The organism is Pseudomonas sp. NY15356, from assembly GCF_048068175.1.
GTDB classification, from domain to species: Bacteria; Pseudomonadota; Gammaproteobacteria; order Pseudomonadales; family Pseudomonadaceae; genus Aquipseudomonas; species Aquipseudomonas putida_K.
Genome location: NZ_JBLUPW010000006.1, coordinates 145,193 through 162,092, shown reverse-complemented (window position 1 = coordinate 162,092; position 16,900 = coordinate 145,193). Strand labels below are relative to the sequence as shown.

Sequence of the window (16,900 nt, the reverse complement as noted above, 5' to 3'; positions counted from 1 at the left end):
CGCTCAGGACTTTACGATGGCCTCATCGTGGGGCAGGAAAAACGGCGTTTTTACGGGCGCAGCGGCAACCTGCCATATCTCCCACGCCCCACGCCTTTGTGATACCATCCGGCAGTTTCCAGGCCCGCTCGTTGAAGCGGCCTTCATTGCGCAGATCCATGGCTCAACTCATTGATTTGTCGTAAGTCGTCGCACCACTGTGCGTTGCGGCGGCGAGCTTCGTTCGTCCTACGAGGGAAACGACGAAGTTTCACCAGAAAAAGGAATCAGGCTTCTCATGGGCGAACTGGCCAAAGAAATCCTCCCGGTCAATATCGAAGACGAACTGAGACAGTCTTACCTCGACTACGCGATGAGCGTGATTGTCGGGCGTGCACTGCCCGATGCGCGTGACGGCTTGAAGCCCGTGCATCGCCGCGTTCTCTACGCGATGAGCGAACTGGGCAACGACTGGAACAAGCCGTACAAGAAGTCCGCCCGTGTGGTCGGTGACGTCATCGGTAAGTACCACCCCCACGGCGACATCGCGGTCTATGACACCATCGTGCGCATGGCGCAGCCGTTCTCGCTGCGCTACCTGCTGGTCGATGGCCAGGGCAACTTCGGTTCGGTGGACGGCGACAACGCCGCGGCCATGCGATACACCGAAGTGCGCATGGCCAAGCTGGCCCACGAGCTGCTGGCCGACCTGCACAAGGAAACCGTCGACTGGGTGCCCAACTACGACGGCACCGAACAGATCCCGGCGGTCATGCCGACCAAGATCCCCAACCTGCTGGTCAACGGTTCCAGCGGTATCGCCGTGGGCATGGCGACCAACATCCCGCCCCACAACCTGGGCGAGGTCATCGACGGCTGCCTGGCACTGATCGACAACCCCGAGGTGTCGGTCGATGAGCTGATGCAGTTCATTCCCGGCCCCGACTTCCCCACCGCCGGCCTGATCAACGGTCGCCAGGGCATCATCGAGGCCTACCGCACCGGCCGTGGCCGCATCTATATGCGTGCCCGCTCCGAAATCGAGGACATCGACAAGGACAAGACCGGCGGTCGCCAGCAGATCGTCGTCACCGAGCTGCCGTACCAGCTGAACAAGGCGCGGCTGATCGAGAAGATCGCCGAGCTGGTCAAAGAGAAGAAGATCGAAGGCATCACCGAGCTGCGCGACGAGTCCGACAAGGACGGCATGCGCATCGTCATCGAGCTGCGTCGCGGCGAGGTGCCGGAGGTGGTGCTCAACAACCTTTATGCGCAGACCCAGCTGCAGAGCGTGTTCGGCATCAACATGGTCGCCCTGATCGACGGCCGCCCACGCCTGCTCAACCTCAAGGACCTGCTCGAAGCGTTCGTCCGTCACCGCCGCGAAGTGGTGACCCGCCGTACCGTGTTCGAGCTGCGCAAGGCCCGCGAGCGTGGCCATATCCTCGAAGGCCAGGCGGTCGCGCTGTCCAACATCGACCCGGTGATCGCCCTGATCAAGGCTTCGCCGACCCCGTCCGAGGCGAAGGAAGCCCTGGTCAGCACCGCCTGGGAGTCCAGTGCCGTGCAGGTCATGGTCGAGCGCGCCGGCGCCGACTCCTGCCGCCCGGAAGACCTGCCAGAGCAGTACGGCCTGCGTGACGGCAAGTACTACCTGTCGCCGGAACAGGCCCAGGCCATCCTGGACCTGCGCCTGCACCGCCTGACCGGCCTGGAGCACGAGAAGCTGCTGGCCGAGTACCAGGAGATCCTCGAACAGATCGGCGAGCTGATCCGCATCCTGAGCAGCGCCGAGCGCCTGATGGAAGTGATCCGCGAGGAGCTCGAAGCGGTCCGCGCCGAATACGGCGATGCCCGTCGCACCGAGATCCTCAACGCCACCCACGACCTCAGCTACGGCGACATGATCCCCGAAGAAGAGCGCGTGGTGACCATTTCCCACGGCGGCTATGCCAAGACTCAGCCGCTGTCCGCCTACCAGGCCCAGCGCCGCGGCGGCAAGGGCAAGTCGGCCACCGGCGTGAAGGACGAGGACTACATCGAGCACCTGCTGGTCGCCAACAGCCACGCCACCCTGTTGCTGTTCTCCAGCAAGGGCAAGGTGTACTGGCTCAAGACCTACGAAATCCCCGAGGCGTCCCGTGCCGCCCGTGGTCGCCCGCTGGTCAACCTGTTGCCGCTGGAGGAAGGTGAGCGCATCACCGCCATGCTGCAGATCGACCTGGAAGCCCTGCAGCAGAACGCCGACGGCGACGAAGAGCTGGAGGACGCCGACGACACCGTGCTCGAAGGGGAAGTGGTCGAGGCCGAGGAAGTCGACGAGGAAGACGGCGACACCCCTGAGTGGGTGGCCGAGCCGACCGGTGCGTACATCTTCATGGCCACCGCCTTCGGTACCGTCAAGAAGACCCCGCTGGCCCAGTTCGCCCGTCCGCGTACCAGCGGCCTGATCGCGCTGAAGCTCAAGGAAGGTGACACCCTGATCGCCGCGGCCATCACCGACGGCGCCAAGGAAGTCATGATGTTCTCCGACGCCGGCAAGGTGATCCGCTTCGCCGAGAGCGTGGTGCGTGAAATGGGCCGTACCGCCCGTGGCGTACGCGGCATGAAGCTGGGCAAGGGCCAGCAGGTGATCTCCATGCTGATCCCGGAGTCCGGCGCGCAGATCCTCACCGCCTCCGAGCGCGGCTTCGGCAAGCGGACCCCGCTGTCCAAGTTCCCGCGTCGCGGCCGGGGTGGCCAGGGCGTCATCGCCATGGGCACCAAGGGGCGCAACGGCCTGCTGATCGGCGCCATCCAGGTGCAGGAAGGCGAGGAGATCATGCTGATCTCCGACCAGGGCACCCTGGTGCGGACCCGCGTTGGCGAGGTGTCCAGCTTGGGCCGTAACACCCAGGGTGTGACGCTGATCAAGCTGGCCAGCGACGAGACGCTGGTGGGCCTGGAGCGTATCCAGGAGCCTTCCGAGGAAGAACTCGACGAGCTGCTCGACGGGGACGAGGAGGGCGTCGAGGTCGACGCACCGGATGACGACCTGGCCGGCGCCGAAGAGGCGCCACAGGAATAAACCAACGCAACACCCCGAGCGGGGCGACCAAGGTCGCCCCGTTTGACTGATTACAGCAGGCTGCGCTGTAGCGGCGCGTCTCGTTGTAGGAGCGGCCTTGTGCCGCGAAAGGGCTGCAGGGCAGCCCCAGGGTTCCAGCGGCGCTGCAACACGCTGGGGCCGCTTTGCGGCCCTTTCGCGGCACAAGGCCGCTCCTACAGGGACCCGTGCGTGGTCTGCAAGAACGATTTGTACTATTTGGCAGAGCGAGAGTGGATGTGAGCAAACGAGCCTTTAACTTCTGCGCAGGCCCTGCCGCGCTTCCAGACGCTGTCCTGCAGCGTGCCCAGGCCGAGATGCTGGACTGGCGTGGCAAGGGCTTGTCGGTGATGGAGATGAGCCATCGCAGCGACGACTACGTGGCCATCGCCGAAAAGGCCGAGCAGGACCTGCGCGACCTGCTGTCCATCCCCTCCAACTACAAGGTGCTGTTCCTCCAGGGCGGCGCGAGCCAGCAGTTCGCCGAGATCCCGTTGAACCTGCTGCCTGAAAGCGGCACTGCCGACTACATCGAGACCGGGATCTGGTCGAAGAAGGCCATCGAGGAAGCACGTCGTTTCGGCCACGTCAACGTCGCCGCCAGCGCCAAGCCCTACGACTACCTGGCCATCCCAGGCCAGAACGAGTGGAACCTGACCAAGAATGCGGCCTACGTCCACTATGCATCCAACGAGACCATCGGTGGCCTGCAGTTCGACTGGGTACCGGAAACCGGCGACGTGCCCCTGGTGGTCGACATGTCCTCCGACATCCTCTCGCGCCCGATCGATGTGTCCCAGTACGGCCTGATCTACGCCGGCGCCCAGAAGAACATCGGCCCCAGCGGCCTGGTGGTGGTGATCGTGCGCGAAGATCTGCTCGGCCACGCCCGCAGCAGCTGCCCGACCATGCTCGACTACAAGGTCGCCGCCGACAATGGCTCGATGTACAACACCCCTGCCACCTATTCCTGGTACCTCTCGGGCCTGGTGTTCGAATGGCTGAAGGAGCAGGGCGGCGTCGAGGCCATGGAGCAGCGCAACCGCGCCAAGAAAGACCGCCTGTACAGCTTCATCGATGCCAGCGAGTTCTACACCAACCCGATCAGCCACAACGCCCGTTCGTGGATGAACGTGCCGTTCCGCCTGGCCGACGAGCGCCTGGACAAAGCCTTCCTGGCCGGCGCTGACGCCCGTGGCCTGCTCAACCTCAAGGGCCATCGCTCGGTCGGCGGCATGCGCGCCTCCATCTACAACGCCCTGGGCCTGGAGGCGGTCGACGCCCTGGTGGCCTACATGGCTGAATTCGAGAAGGAGCACGCCTGATGTCCGAACAGGAGCTCAAGGCGCTGCGCGTGCGCATCGACAGCCTCGACGAGAAGATCCTCGAGCTGATCAGCGAACGCGCCCGTTGCGCCCAGGAAGTGGCCAAGGTCAAGACCGCCTCCCTGGCCGAAGGCGAGAAGCCGGTGTTCTACCGCCCCGAGCGCGAGGCTGCGGTGCTCAAGCGCGTCATGGAGCGCAACAAGGGCCCGCTGGACAACGAAGAGATGGCGCGGTTGTTCCGCGAGATCATGTCGTCCTGCCTGGCCCTGGAAGAGCCACTCAAGGTCGCCTACCTCGGCCCTGAGGGCACCTTCACCCAGGCTGCCGCCATGAAGCACTTCGGCCATGCCGTGGTCAGCCGCCCGATGGCGGCCATCGACGAAGTGTTCCGTGAAGTGGCCGCCGGTGCCGTCAACTTTGGCGTGGTGCCTGTGGAAAACTCCACCGAAGGTGCGGTCAGCCACACCCTGGACAGCTTCCTCGAGCATGACATGGTGATCTGCGGCGAAGTCGAGCTGCGCATCCACCACCACCTGCTGGTGGGCGAGAACACCAAGACCAACAGCATCACCCGCATCTACTCCCACGCCCAGTCCCTGGCCCAGTGCCGCAAATGGCTGGACGCCCATTACCCGAATGTCGAGCGCGTGGCGGTGTCCAGCAACGCCGAGGCGGCCAAGCGGGTCAAGGGTGAGTGGAATTCGGCGGCCATCGCCGGCGACATGGCGGCGAACCTGTACGGCCTGACCCGTCTGGCCGAGAAGATCGAGGACCGCCCGGACAACTCCACGCGCTTCCTGATGATCGGCAACCAGGAAGTGCCGCCGACCGGCGACGACAAGACCTCGATCATCGTCTCGATGAGCAACAAGCCAGGTGCGCTGCACGAGCTGCTGGTGCCGTTCCACGAGAACGGCATCGACCTGACCCGCATCGAGACCCGCCCGTCGCGCAGCGGCAAGTGGACGTACGTGTTCTTCATCGACTTCGTCGGCCACCACCGCGACCCGTTGATCAAGGCGGTGCTGGAGCAGATCAGCCAGGAAGCCGTGGCGCTCAAGGTGCTGGGGTCCTATCCGAAGGCGGTGCTTTGATCGAGATCGCCGGGGCCGCTTCGCGCCCCATCGCGGGGCAAGCCCGCTCCTACAGGCCACGCGGTGCCCACCCGGCCCGCACACCTCCGGTAGGAGCGGCCTTGCGCCGCGAAGGGCTGCAAAGCAGCCCCGCCTCCCACAGGGCGCACACGCCCTCTGTAGGAGCGGGCTTGCCCCGCGATGGGCTGCAAAGCAGCCCCAACAATCGCCGTACTGAGGATTCGCGCTAGTGGTTGATGTAACAGCAAGCAAATCCGGCCCCATCATCGGCCGTCTGGTGGTCGTGGGCCTCGGCCTGATCGGCGGTTCCTTCGCCAAGGGCCTGCGCGAAAGCGGCCTGTGCCGGGAAGTGGTCGGCGTCGACCTGGATGCCCAGTCGCGCAAGCTGGCCGTGTCCCTGGGCGTGGTCGACCGCTGCGAAGCGGACCTGGCCGCCGCCTGCGTCGGCGCCGACGTCATTCAACTGGCCGTGCCCATCCTGGCCATGGAAAAGGTGCTCGCCCACCTGGCCCGCCTGGACCTGGGCGACGCCATCATCACCGATGTCGGCAGCGCCAAGGGCAATGTCGTGCGTGCCGCCCGCGAAGCCTTCGCCGAGCGCCTGCCGCGCTTCGTCCCTGGCCACCCGATCGCCGGTTCCGAGCAGAGCGGGGTAGAGGCCTCCAACGCCACCCTGTTCCGCCGCCACAAGGTCATCCTCACGCCGCTGCCGGAAACCGACCCCGCCGCCCTGGCCCTGGTCGACCGCCTGTGGCGCGCGCTGGACGCCGATGTGGAGCACATGCCGGTGGAGCGCCACGACGAAGTCCTGGCCGCCACCAGCCACCTGCCGCACCTGCTGGCGTTCGGTTTGGTCGATTCCCTGGCCAAGCGCAATGAAAACCTGGAGATCTTCCGGTACGCTGCGGGAGGCTTCCGCGATTTCACGAGAATCGCCGGCAGCGACCCGATCATGTGGCACGACATCTTCCTCGCCAACCGCGAGGCTGTCCTGCGCACCCTGGATACATTTCGCAGCGACCTCGACGCCTTGCGCGACGCGGTCGATGCAGGGGACGGGCACCAGCTGCTGGGTGTGTTCACCCGCGCCCGGGTTGCCCGCGAGCATTTCAGTAAAATCCTGGCCCGCCGGGCCTATGTGGACGCTATGAACGCCAACGATCTGATTTTCCTGGCCCAACCTGGTGGCCGCCTGTCCGGACGGATCCGCGTTCCGGGCGACAAGTCGATTTCCCACCGCTCGATCATGCTTGGCTCGCTGGCCGAAGGCACCACCGAGGTCGAAGGCTTCCTCGAAGGCGAGGATGCCCTGGCGACCCTGCAAGCCTTCCGCGACATGGGCGTGGTCATCGAAGGCCCGCACCATGGCCGCGTGACCATCCACGGCGTTGGCCTGCACGGCCTCAAGCCGCCACCCGGGCCGATCTACCTCGGCAACTCCGGCACCTCCATGCGCCTGCTCTCGGGCCTGCTGGCCGGCCAGCCGTTCGACGTGACCATGACCGGCGACGCGTCGCTGTCCAAGCGCCCGATGAACCGCGTGGCCAACCCGCTGCGTGAAATGGGGGCCGTGGTCGAGACCGGCCCTGAAGGTCGCCCGCCGCTGACCATCCGCGGTGGCCATAAGCTCAAGGCCCTGGACTACACCCTGCCGATGGCCAGTGCCCAGGTCAAATCCTGCCTGCTGCTGGCCGGCCTGTATGCCGAAGGCACCACCACCGTCACCGAGCCGGCGCCGACCCGCGACCACACCGAGCGCATGCTGCGTGGTTTTGGCTACGACGTGCAGACCAATGGCCCGGTGGCCTCGCTCAAGGCCGGCGGCAAGCTCAGCGCCACCCGCATCGAAGTACCGGCCGACATTTCCTCGGCCGCCTTCTTCCTGGTCGCGGCCTCCATCGCCGAAGGCTCGGAGCTGGTGCTCGAGCACGTGGGCATCAACCCGACCCGTACCGGCGTGATCGACATCCTGCGCCTGATGGGCGGCGACATCACCCTGGAAAACCAGCGTGAAGTCGGCGGCGAGCCGGTGGCCGACCTGCGCGTGCGCGGTGCCAAGCTCAAGGGTATCGACATTCCCGAAGCGCTCGTGCCGCTGGCCATCGACGAGTTCCCGGTGCTGTTCGTCGCCGCGGCCTGCGCCGAGGGGCGCACCGTGCTGCGTGGCGCCGAGGAACTGCGGGTCAAGGAATCGGACCGCATCCAGGTCATGGCCGATGGCCTGCTGACCCTGGGTGTGAAGTGTCAGCCGACCCCGGACGGTATCATCATCGACGGCGGCCAGATCGGCGGCGGCGAAGTGCATGGCCACGGCGACCACCGCATCGCCATGGCCTTCAGCGTCGCTTCGCTGCGTGCCAGCGCACCGATCCGCATCCATGACTGCGCCAACGTCGCCACCTCGTTCCCCAACTTCCTGGCGCTGTGCGCCGAAGTCGGTATCCGCGTCGCAGAAGAGGGCAAGCCGTGAATTCCCAAGCGCCGGTCATCACCATCGATGGGCCAAGCGGCTCGGGCAAGGGCACCGTCGCTGGCATCCTCGCCCGCGAACTGGGCTGGAGGCTGCTGGACTCCGGCGCCCTGTACCGCCTGCTGGCCTTCAACGCCACCAACCACGGCGTCGACCTGACCAACGAGGAGCTGCTCAAGGCCCTGGCCGCCCATCTGGATGTGCAGTTCATCGCTGCCGAACCGGGTAAGCTTCAACAGATCATCCTCGAGGGTGAGGATGTCAGCAACGTGATCCGCACCGAAACAGTCGGCGCCGGCGCCTCCATGGTCGCCTCCCTGCCGGCGGTGCGCGAAGCGCTGCTGCAGCGCCAGCGCGCCTTCCGCGAAGCCCCCGGGCTGATCGCCGATGGTCGCGACATGGGCACCGTGGTGTTCCCGGACGCGCCCTTGAAAGTGTTCCTCACCGCCAGTGCGGAGGAACGCGCACGACGTCGTTATTTGCAGTTGAAGGGCAAGGGCGATGATGTTAGTCTGGCGAGTCTGCTGGATGAGATCCGTGCGCGCGATGAACGCGACACCCAGCGTGCGGTGGCCCCGTTGAAACCAGCGGCCGATGCCATCCAGCTGGACTCCACCGAGTTGTCCATCGAGCAGGTGTTGCAACGTATCAGGAGCGAGCTCGCCCAGCGCGATCTGCTCTGATAACCAGGGAAGCAGGCAGGGTCACCAGTCAACGTCCTGCCGGCTTTCCTTTATATGAACGAAACCCACATTGTCTGGAATGTGGCTATGGGCGTCTGTTTCGCCCGAATCTACAGGAATTAAAATGAGCGAAAGCTTTGCAGAACTCTTTGAAGAAAGCCTGAAAACCCTCAATCTTCAGCCGGGCGCGATCATCACCGGTATCGTTGTCGACATCGACGGCGACTGGGTTACCGTTCACGCTGGCCTGAAGTCCGAGGGCGTCATCCCGCTCGAGCAGTTCATCAACGAAGCTGGCGAGCTGACCATCAAGGTCGGTGACGAAGTTCACGTTGCGCTGGACGCGGTCGAAGACGGCTTTGGCGAAACCAAGCTGTCCCGTGAAAAAGCCAAGCGCGCCGAGTGCTGGATTGTTCTGGAAGCAGCTTTCGCCGCCGAAGAAGTGGTCAAGGGCGTTATCAACGGTAAGGTTAAGGGCGGCTTCACTGTCGACGTTAACGGCATCCGTGCGTTCCTGCCGGGCTCCCTGGTCGATGTCCGCCCTGTGCGCGACACCACCCACCTGGAAGGCAAAGAGCTGGAGTTCAAGGTCATCAAGCTGGACCAGAAGCGCAACAACGTTGTCGTTTCCCGTCGCAGCGTGCTGGAAGCCGAGAACAGCGCCGAGCGCGAAGCCCTGCTGGAAACCCTGCAGGAAGGCCAACAGGTCAAGGGTATCGTCAAGAACCTCACCGACTACGGCGCCTTCGTGGACCTGGGCGGCATCGACGGCCTGCTGCACATCACCGACATGGCTTGGAAGCGCATCAAGCACCCGTCGGAAATCGTCAACGTTGGTGACGAAGTCGACGTTCGCGTCCTGAAGTTCGACCGTGAGCGCAACCGCGTTTCCCTGGGTCTGAAGCAGATGGGCGAAGATCCGTGGGTAGCTATCACTGCCCGCTACCCAGAAGGTACCCGCGTACAGGCTCGCGTGACCAACCTGACCGACTACGGCTGCTTCGCTGAGCTGGAAGAAGGCGTTGAAGGTCTGGTACACGTTTCCGAAATGGACTGGACCAACAAGAACATCCACCCGTCGAAAGTCGTTCAGGTTGGCGACGAAGTGGAAGTCATGGTTCTGGACATCGACGAAGAGCGTCGTCGTATCTCCCTGGGCATCAAGCAGTGCAAGTCCAACCCATGGGAAGACTTCTCCAGCCAGTTCAACAAGGGTGACAAGATCACCGGTACCATCAAGTCGATCACCGACTTCGGTATCTTCATTGGCCTGGACGGCGGCATCGACGGCCTGGTTCACCTGTCCGACATCTCCTGGAACGAGTCCGGCGAAGAAGCCGTACGTCGCTTCAAGAAGGGCGACGAGCTGGAAACCGTCATCCTGTCGGTCGACCCAGAGCGCGAGCGTATCTCCCTGGGTATCAAGCAACTGGAAGACGATCCGTTCTCCAACTTCGTTGCTCTGAACGACAAGGGCGCTATCGTCAAGGGTACCGTCAAGGAAGTTGACGCCAAAGGCGCCATCGTCACCCTGGCCGACGACATCGAAGCTACTCTGAAGGCTTCCGAAATCAGCCGTGACCGCGTTGAAGACGCGCGTAACGTCCTGAAGGAAGGCGACGAGATCGAAGCCAAGATCATCAGCGTTGACCGCAAGTCCCGCGTCATCAGCCTGTCCATCAAGTCGAAGGACGACGCTGAAGAGCGCGAAGCTATCCAGAGCCTGAAAAACGCTCCGGAAGCTGCTGCCGACACCACCATGGCCGCGCTGCTGCGCGAAGCTATGGCCAAGCAGAACTGAGTTCTGTTTGATCGGTAAAAAGGGGCGACCTTCGGGTCGCCCCTTTTTTTATTGGTGTGGGTGGCGAGATGGCGTGATGGCGGAGAGGTGTTCGCCGTGAGGGATTGGTTGCGGTGAGATCGAGCGCCGCCCGCGCGGCGCATCGCGAGCTGCGCTCGCTCCTACGTTTGTTTCGGGTGAAGTATTCCTGTGGAATTTTCGCGCGGACGTTTTAGCGCCTGACGCAAGATCGTGTTGTACGAACCAGGCGGTCGCGCGCGCCTGTCACAGGCGTAACTGGCCCGAAACAAACGTAGGAGCGAGCGCAGCTCGCGATGCGCCGCGCGGGCGGCGCGCGATCTCCCAGGCGCCGCCCCTCTACCGCCATACCCTAAAGCCACACCGCATCCCAATGTGGATACTCCCCAACCGTAGCCACCGGCCCCGCCCTTACCGGATTGGCAACAATGTACCTTGCGACCTTGCAAACATCCTCGTCCCGGCGCAATGCCCGGTCGTAATAGCCTGCCTGCCAGATCGGCCCCCCTTTTGCCCCGGCCTTGTGCAGTGCATTGCTGGACTGGCATTTGAAGCGTTGCATGAGTGTTCCAAGCGTCACGTCTTTCAATTCAATCAACCAATGCACATGGTCTGGCATCACGACCCAGGTCAGCGAGCGGCAGTGGTGCTGTTCTTCCGCGTAACGAAGGTGCTGAATGACCAATCGAGCAAAACGGAGGTTGTGAAATAAAGGCCGACGGTGGTGGGTGACTGTAGTTAGCATGTAGAGCCTACCTGGTACCGAGCATCTTGCGCGGCGTAGCCTGCAGCCGTGAGGGTTGGGCATTGGTTCATCCTTGGGTGAGTCTGTGCTCGATTAGCGTAGTCAGCCCGTGCTGCGCTCGATCCGATAAAGGGTTGCTGCTTGTAAATAAGGTCGGATGCAACAACGCATGCTTGGCATGAGGTTGCGGGGTGGGCCGGGGTGGCTGGCGTGGGTTTTGCGGTGTTGCGTAAATCGAGCGCCGCCCGCGCGGCGCATCGCGAGCTGCGCTCGCTCCTACGTTTGTTTCGGGCCAGTAACGCCTGTGGCAGACGCGCGCGACCGCCTGGTTCGTACGACACGATCTTGCGTCAGGCCCCAAGGCGTCCGCGCGAAAATCCTTCAGGATGAACTGGCTCGAAACAAACGTAGGAGCGAGCGCAGCTCGCGATGCGCCGCGCGGGCGGCGCTCGATTCCAAATCCCCCACACCCGCCTTAAGCCATACCCTCCATTCTTGAATTTTTTTATTAAGTCAAGATGCACCCTGTTCAAATCTTTCAGAGCGTGCTACAAACTGGTTAAGCAATGATCTAGCTGCTTGATAACGAAGGGAAAAATATGACGAAGTCGGAGCTGATCGAACGTATTGTCACCCATCAAGGGCTGCTCTCGTCCAAAGACGTGGAGTTGGCCATCAAGACCATGCTTGAACAGATGTCCCAGTGCCTGGCTACCGGTGATCGCATCGAGATCCGCGGCTTTGGCAGCTTTTCCTTGCACTACCGCTCACCCCGCGTAGGCCGCAACCCGAAGACCGGCCAATCGGTGAGCCTTGAAGGCAAATACGTCCCGCACTTCAAGCCCGGCAAGGAATTGCGCGACCGGGTCAACGAAGAAGAACACGCCCACACCTGAAGGGCAGAAGGAGCAGTCTGATGCGTAACCTCAAGCGCGCCGTGGCGGCGTTGTTCGTGCTGCTGCTGGCAGCCGTGGTGCTGTTCTTCGTGCTGGAGAACCAGCAAAGCGTCTCCCTGGTCCTGTTCGGCTGGGCCGCCCCCGCCGTGCCGGTAGCCGTGCTGGTCATCGCCGCCCTGGTCATCGGCCTCGCCGTCGGCCCCTTGCTCGGTGCCTACGGCGTGCTGCGCAGCAAGCGCAAGATCCGCGCCTCCGCCCGCCAGGCTGCGCTCTCCGGTAACTGACACCATTTCTCCGCGCGGCCCAACCAAGCCCCCGCGATCCGGTAGGAGCGGCCTTGCGCCGCGAAAGGCGCGCAAAGCGCCCCCAGCATTCTCCCAAACCTCACAACCCACTCACCAACCAGATATTTCCTACACTCATGTAGGAAGCCCACCCTGTAACTCCCTCCAAGCCGCATGGACTAATACCCAATTCCAATCCGCACAGGGAAGGCCTACCGGCATGGATTACCCCAACCTCTCACACCACGGCGCCACCCGCGGCGTCACCGGTTCCTGCCACCAACTCCACCTCGACACCACCAACAGCCTATTGATCGACTGCGGCCTGGAACAAGGCACCGACGCCACCCCCAACAGCCAAACCATCCCCCTCGATTTCGCCATCACCGGCATCCAGGCCCTGGTCATCACCCACGTCCACCTCGACCACGTCGGCCGCATCCCCACACTCCTGGCCGCCGGCTACCGAGGCCCGATCCTGTGCAGCGAGCCCTCCGCGAAACTCCTGCCGCTGATCCTCGAAGACGCCTACCGCCTCGGCATCTCCAGCGAACCCGCACAGATCGCCCGCTACCTGGACCTGCTGAACCGCCTGGTCGTCCCGCTCCCCTTCGACCAGTGGCACACCATCACCCAAACCCCCAGCCTCGAATGCCGCATACGCCTCCAGCGCGCCGGGCACCTGCTGGGCTCTGCCTATGTCGAGTGCGATGTCCGCTACCCCAAACAGGCAACCGATACCCGCGTCGTCTTCTCAGGCGACCTCGGCGCCCCCGACAGCCCACTGCTACGTCCGCTGCAGCCACCCGAGCGCGCCGACATCCTGGTGCTCGAAAGTACCTACGGCGACCGCCTGCACCCAGACCGCAGCGAGCGCCAACAACGCCTGGAATCCGCCATCGACCGCGCCCTTGCGGACCAAGGCACCATCCTCATCCCAGCATTCAGCCTGGGCCGAACACAAGAGCTGCTCTACGAGCTGGAAGACATCCTCCACCGCAAGGCGCTGCTGAGCGATGAAGAAAAGCCCGGTACCGACCCGCTGGATTGGTCCCAACTCCCCATCATCCTCGACTCCCCCTTGGCCCAGCGCGTGACCCAGGCCTACCGCGAACTGCACGAGTACTGGAACACCGAAGCCAGGCAACGCCTGGGCGAAGGCCGCAAGCCATTGGGTTTCCGCCAACTGATCTGCATCGATACCCATGCCAAGCACCAGCAGGTGGTCAACTACCTCAAGAGCACCGGCCGACCCGCCATCGTTATCGCCGGCAACGGTATGTGCTCGGGTGGGCGGATCGTCAATTACCTCAAGGCCATGCTCGAAGATCCACGGCATGAAGTGATGTTCGTGGGCTATCAGGACAGAGGTACGCCGGGTGCGGTGATCCAGGCGAGCAGTGGTGCGGACAGGACGGCATGGGTCGAGTTGGATCAAGTGCGTTATGAGATACGTGCGAAGGTAATGACACTCGAAGGGTATTCCGCGCATGCGGACCAGGCAGGGTTGGTACGGTTTGCCCTCGGCCAGGGCCAGCCGGTGAGGCGAGTGGTGCTGGTGCATGGAGAGGGGAGGGCGAAGCAGGCCCTGGCCCGAGCCTTGCGGCTACGTTACGAGGAGCTGGGGTATGAGGTGGACGTCACAATTCCGTGAGTGCCGTTTGGCGGCAAGGTAAATTTTGGTCGGAAAGCAGGGAACTTCTTTGGTCGGCTTCCCTCTACTGCTGATTAATGCTTAAGGCGTAAGGCGGTTCTTGAGCGTGTTGGCAAAATGACGCTACGCTTCAATTGAGTGGCTTGCGCCACCGACGGACGGTCGGTTGGTTGATGGGCTACCGGAGCATGCGGATAGACGTGACCCAAGGAAAAACAGAATAGATGCGCAACGAACCTGAGCGCCTGAGTAGTACTGGTGACGAGATTGACCTTTTCGAGCTGATCGAGGGACTGTGGAAGCAGAAGGTGTTGATCATCGTGACGACTGTAGTCGTGACGGCGATTGCGGTGGCGTATGCGTTTCTGGCCAAGCCTGTGTATGAGGCGAAGGTTTTTGTTCAGCCGCCCACTCAGAACGATATCTCACCATTGAATTACGGCCGCGGTGGGAGTACGGGTTTGAGCATGCTGGCGGTGAAGGATGTCTATGACATTTATCTGCGGAATCTTCAGTCTGAGTCGCTGCGTAGGGAGTTCTTCCGCAACGTATACCTGCCGAGTCTGCCTGAGGATGAGCGTGGTGGATCGCAGGATGAGCTCTATGGTCGCTTTCAGGATGTGCTGACGCTCGGTATCGCTGCCAAGGAAACCCCCAATCGTTTCTTCGTAAAAGCCAACGTATCTGACCCTCAGCAAGCTGCCGAGTGGGTCGTCCGTTATCTCGAAATGGCGGGGCGTCGCGGACGTACGGAAGTCGTCAGGGATGTGAAAGCTGATGCTACGATCAAAGCGAATAACCTTGAGCAGCAGATCAACGCGGCGCTGGAAAGCGCCCGCAAGCAGCGTGAAGACCAGATCGTACAACTGACTGAGGCGCTGCGCGTGGCCAAGTCGATTGGCCTCGAGAAGCCACCGATCATCTCGAATACCTTGTCAAGCGAGGTTTCGGCTGGCATGGACGGCTCGTTGATGTACATGCGTGGTAGCAAGGCGCTGGAAGCTGAAATCGATAATCTGCGCAAGCGTACGTCGGATGATGCGTTCGTGAAGAATCTGCGCCAACGGCAAGAGGCCCTGGCGTTTTACCGTACGTTGCAGATTGATCCGGGCGTGATCCAGGTCTACAGGCAGGACGGTGCTGTTGAGTCTCCGGATAAGCCGGTAAAACCTAAAAAATTGCTTATCGTTGCGCTGGGCGTTGTGCTGGGAGGTATTTTGGGAGTGCTGCTTGCACTCTTGCGAAACCTCCGGGCCGAAATTAATGCGCGTAGGGTTCGAGAAAGCTGACAGGGTTACGATGGCTATCCAATAGCATGATGCTGGCATCTTGGGATCCGAACTGTCAGAATGGCCGCCATTCGTCCGCACTGGACAGGGATAGTTTATGCTGGCTTCGGCTAGGCGCGATGATGGCGAAATGACTGTTCCTGTCAGGTGGGATAATTTTCCACTGACTAACAGGCCATGCCGTGACCAGCATTATCCCAACCCCACATGCGGTTTCTCGTGACGAAATAGACCTTCTGGCGATGCTTCGATCTGTCTGGAGGCAGAAGCTTCTGATTGGAGCTGTCGCCGGCTTATGCACTGTAATGGCCGTAGTGTATACATTTAGCGTAACGCCAGAGTATGAGGTCAGCACAGTCTTGCGTCCCGCAGCGCTGAATGATCTAGATGAGCTGAACCGCAGCCAAGTTTACTCACTGCCGCCAGAGGCTGCCTTGGAGCGCGTAGGCTCGGCGCTTGACTCTTATGACACTCGCTTAGGTTATTTCCGCTCTAGTTCGGCGTTGCAAGCTGCCTTCATGAAAGACGGCCGTACGTTGGAGCAAGCATTCGAAGACTTTAACTTCAAAGCGTTGAAGCTTATTCAGCCAGACCCTAAGAAAACAGATTTACTAAAAAAATTCATCGGTTTAGAAATGCGCTATCCAGAAGGATTGGACGGAAAGTCTGTCCTCAACGGCCTCGTTCAATACGCTATAGTGAGCGAACAGCAACAGATATCTAGGGATTTACAAGTTATAATTCAAAATCGTATCAAAGAAGTTGATGCGAAGTTGGCTGTTGCGCGCGTGGATTATTCGGCTAACAAGAGTAGTAGGGTTGCGGAGTTACTTGAGGCAGATGCGCTAAAGCGAGCAAAGTTAAATGATGAACTGCGAGCTCTGCGTTTGCAATTGAAGTTGCGCCGTGAAAACCGTATTGCTCAACTCAATGAAGCTATTAATATTGCGCAATCGCTAGGGCTGAAGCGACCTTCTACCCCTTCTAGTTTTGGACAAGCGGCTTCTGAGTCGGTAGGTAATGTAATTCGTACCGAGGTCATTAATCAACAAATACCCCTTTACTTTATGGGTACAGACGCTCTTGAGGCAGAAAAGCGTGCCTTGCGTAATCGTACCTCTGACGATTTTGCTGATCCACGAGTCGCGGAAATTCGCAAGGAATTATTACTGCTAGAAAACAACCGAAAAGTTCAAATCTTGCGTTCTCGGCAAAATGAAGAGCTTTTCCTGAAGGGGATTGAGGGGCTGCGGGCGGAACGCGCTCGCCTCGCAACAATCAGCACCGACATGAGCACTCTGCAGTTAGTTACTGTTGATCGCGTAGCGGTGGACCCCGTCAACGCGGTGTGGCCAAAGAAGGGGTTGGTGTTGGTGATTGGCTTGGTGTTGGGCTGTGGGCTCGGGCTGGCGGTGGCTGTATTACGGTACATGATGCAGATGCGCCCCTATGAGATGCATCAGTTGGAGATTTCCGCAATGTCACAAATTCAAGAGCATGACGCGAAGACGCCAATCGCTCTGAGATAAGCTTTGACTCTGAGCTTGAAAGGGGGCCTTGTCATCAGGGATGAGGGG

The 16,900-nt window shown here is 61.6% G+C and carries 13 protein-coding genes; 11 read left to right on the top strand and 2 right to left on the bottom strand.

Going from position 1 to position 16,900, the window contains the following annotated elements; genetic code table 11:
- Positions 1–22 precede the first annotated feature (22 nt).
- Positions 23–160, bottom strand: coding sequence for a hypothetical protein (locus ACNFCI_RS07615; protein ID WP_172402952.1), 138 nt, complete (start codon positions 158–160; stop codon positions 23–25).
- A gap of 117 nt (positions 161–277) precedes the next feature.
- Here ACNFCI_RS07615 and gyrA point away from each other — a divergent pair, with 117 nt between their 5' ends.
- The 6 genes from gyrA to rpsA all read left to right on the top strand — a co-directional run bounded on the left by gyrA (position 278) and on the right by rpsA (position 10,437).
- The gene (gene gyrA / locus ACNFCI_RS07610; RefSeq protein WP_084854914.1) at positions 278–3,046 is read left to right on the top strand and encodes a DNA gyrase subunit A; all 2,769 of its coding nucleotides are present in this window, start codon (positions 278–280) and stop codon (positions 3,044–3,046) included.
- 257 nt (positions 3,047–3,303) lie between these two features.
- Entirely contained in the window at positions 3,304–4,389 is a 1,086-nt protein-coding gene (gene serC / locus ACNFCI_RS07605) for a 3-phosphoserine/phosphohydroxythreonine transaminase (protein ID WP_324819145.1), read from the top strand.
- A complete protein-coding gene (gene pheA, locus ACNFCI_RS07600) occupies positions 4,389–5,483 on the top strand; it encodes a prephenate dehydratase (RefSeq protein ID WP_084854915.1) in 1,095 nt (364 codons plus the stop codon). The genes serC and pheA overlap by 1 nt, the downstream gene beginning before the upstream one ends.
- A 262-nt stretch (positions 5,484–5,745) precedes the next feature.
- A complete protein-coding gene (locus ACNFCI_RS07595) occupies positions 5,746–7,953 on the top strand; it encodes a bifunctional prephenate dehydrogenase/3-phosphoshikimate 1-carboxyvinyltransferase (RefSeq protein WP_368830246.1) in 2,208 nt (735 codons plus the stop codon).
- Entirely contained in the window at positions 7,950–8,636 is a 687-nt protein-coding gene (cmk, locus tag ACNFCI_RS07590) for a (d)CMP kinase (protein ID WP_084854917.1), read from the top strand. Before ACNFCI_RS07595 ends, cmk begins: the two co-directional genes overlap by 4 nt.
- Positions 8,637–8,760: 124 nt before the next feature.
- Positions 8,761–10,437 (top strand): 30S ribosomal protein S1, encoded by a 1,677-nt coding sequence (gene rpsA / locus ACNFCI_RS07585; RefSeq protein WP_084854918.1) that lies wholly within the window; start codon positions 8,761–8,763, stop codon positions 10,435–10,437.
- 370 nt (positions 10,438–10,807) lie between these two features.
- Here rpsA and ACNFCI_RS07580 read toward each other — a convergent pair whose 3' ends face one another.
- Positions 10,808–11,263 (bottom strand): REP-associated tyrosine transposase, encoded by a 456-nt coding sequence (locus ACNFCI_RS07580; RefSeq protein ID WP_368830224.1) that lies wholly within the window; start codon positions 11,261–11,263, stop codon positions 10,808–10,810.
- Positions 11,264–11,799: 536 nt separating this feature from the next.
- Between ACNFCI_RS07580 and ihfB the strand changes: the two genes are divergently transcribed.
- The 5 genes from ihfB (at position 11,800) to ACNFCI_RS07555 (ending at position 16,852) form a co-directional block, all read left to right on the top strand.
- Positions 11,800–12,096, top strand: coding sequence for an integration host factor subunit beta (gene ihfB, locus ACNFCI_RS07575; RefSeq protein WP_084854919.1), 297 nt, complete (start codon positions 11,800–11,802; stop codon positions 12,094–12,096).
- Between the two features lie 20 nt (positions 12,097–12,116).
- Positions 12,117–12,380, top strand: a complete 264-nt coding sequence (locus ACNFCI_RS07570) for a LapA family protein (RefSeq protein WP_084854920.1) — start codon at positions 12,117–12,119, stop codon at positions 12,378–12,380.
- Positions 12,381–12,600: 220 nt separating this feature from the next.
- Positions 12,601–14,034 carry an MBL fold metallo-hydrolase RNA specificity domain-containing protein gene (locus tag ACNFCI_RS07565; RefSeq protein ID WP_368830225.1) on the top strand — a complete coding sequence of 478 codons (1,434 nt, stop codon included), beginning with the start codon at positions 12,601–12,603 and terminating at the stop codon, positions 14,032–14,034.
- Between the two features lie 224 nt (positions 14,035–14,258).
- Positions 14,259–15,323 carry an LPS O-antigen chain length determinant protein WzzB gene (locus tag ACNFCI_RS07560; protein ID WP_368830226.1) on the top strand — a complete coding sequence of 355 codons (1,065 nt, stop codon included), beginning with the start codon at positions 14,259–14,261 and terminating at the stop codon, positions 15,321–15,323.
- Positions 15,324–15,505: 182 nt separating this feature from the next.
- Positions 15,506–16,852 carry a Wzz/FepE/Etk N-terminal domain-containing protein gene (locus ACNFCI_RS07555; RefSeq protein WP_368830227.1) on the top strand — a complete coding sequence of 449 codons (1,347 nt, stop codon included), beginning with the start codon at positions 15,506–15,508 and terminating at the stop codon, positions 16,850–16,852.
- Positions 16,853–16,900 lie beyond the last annotated feature (48 nt).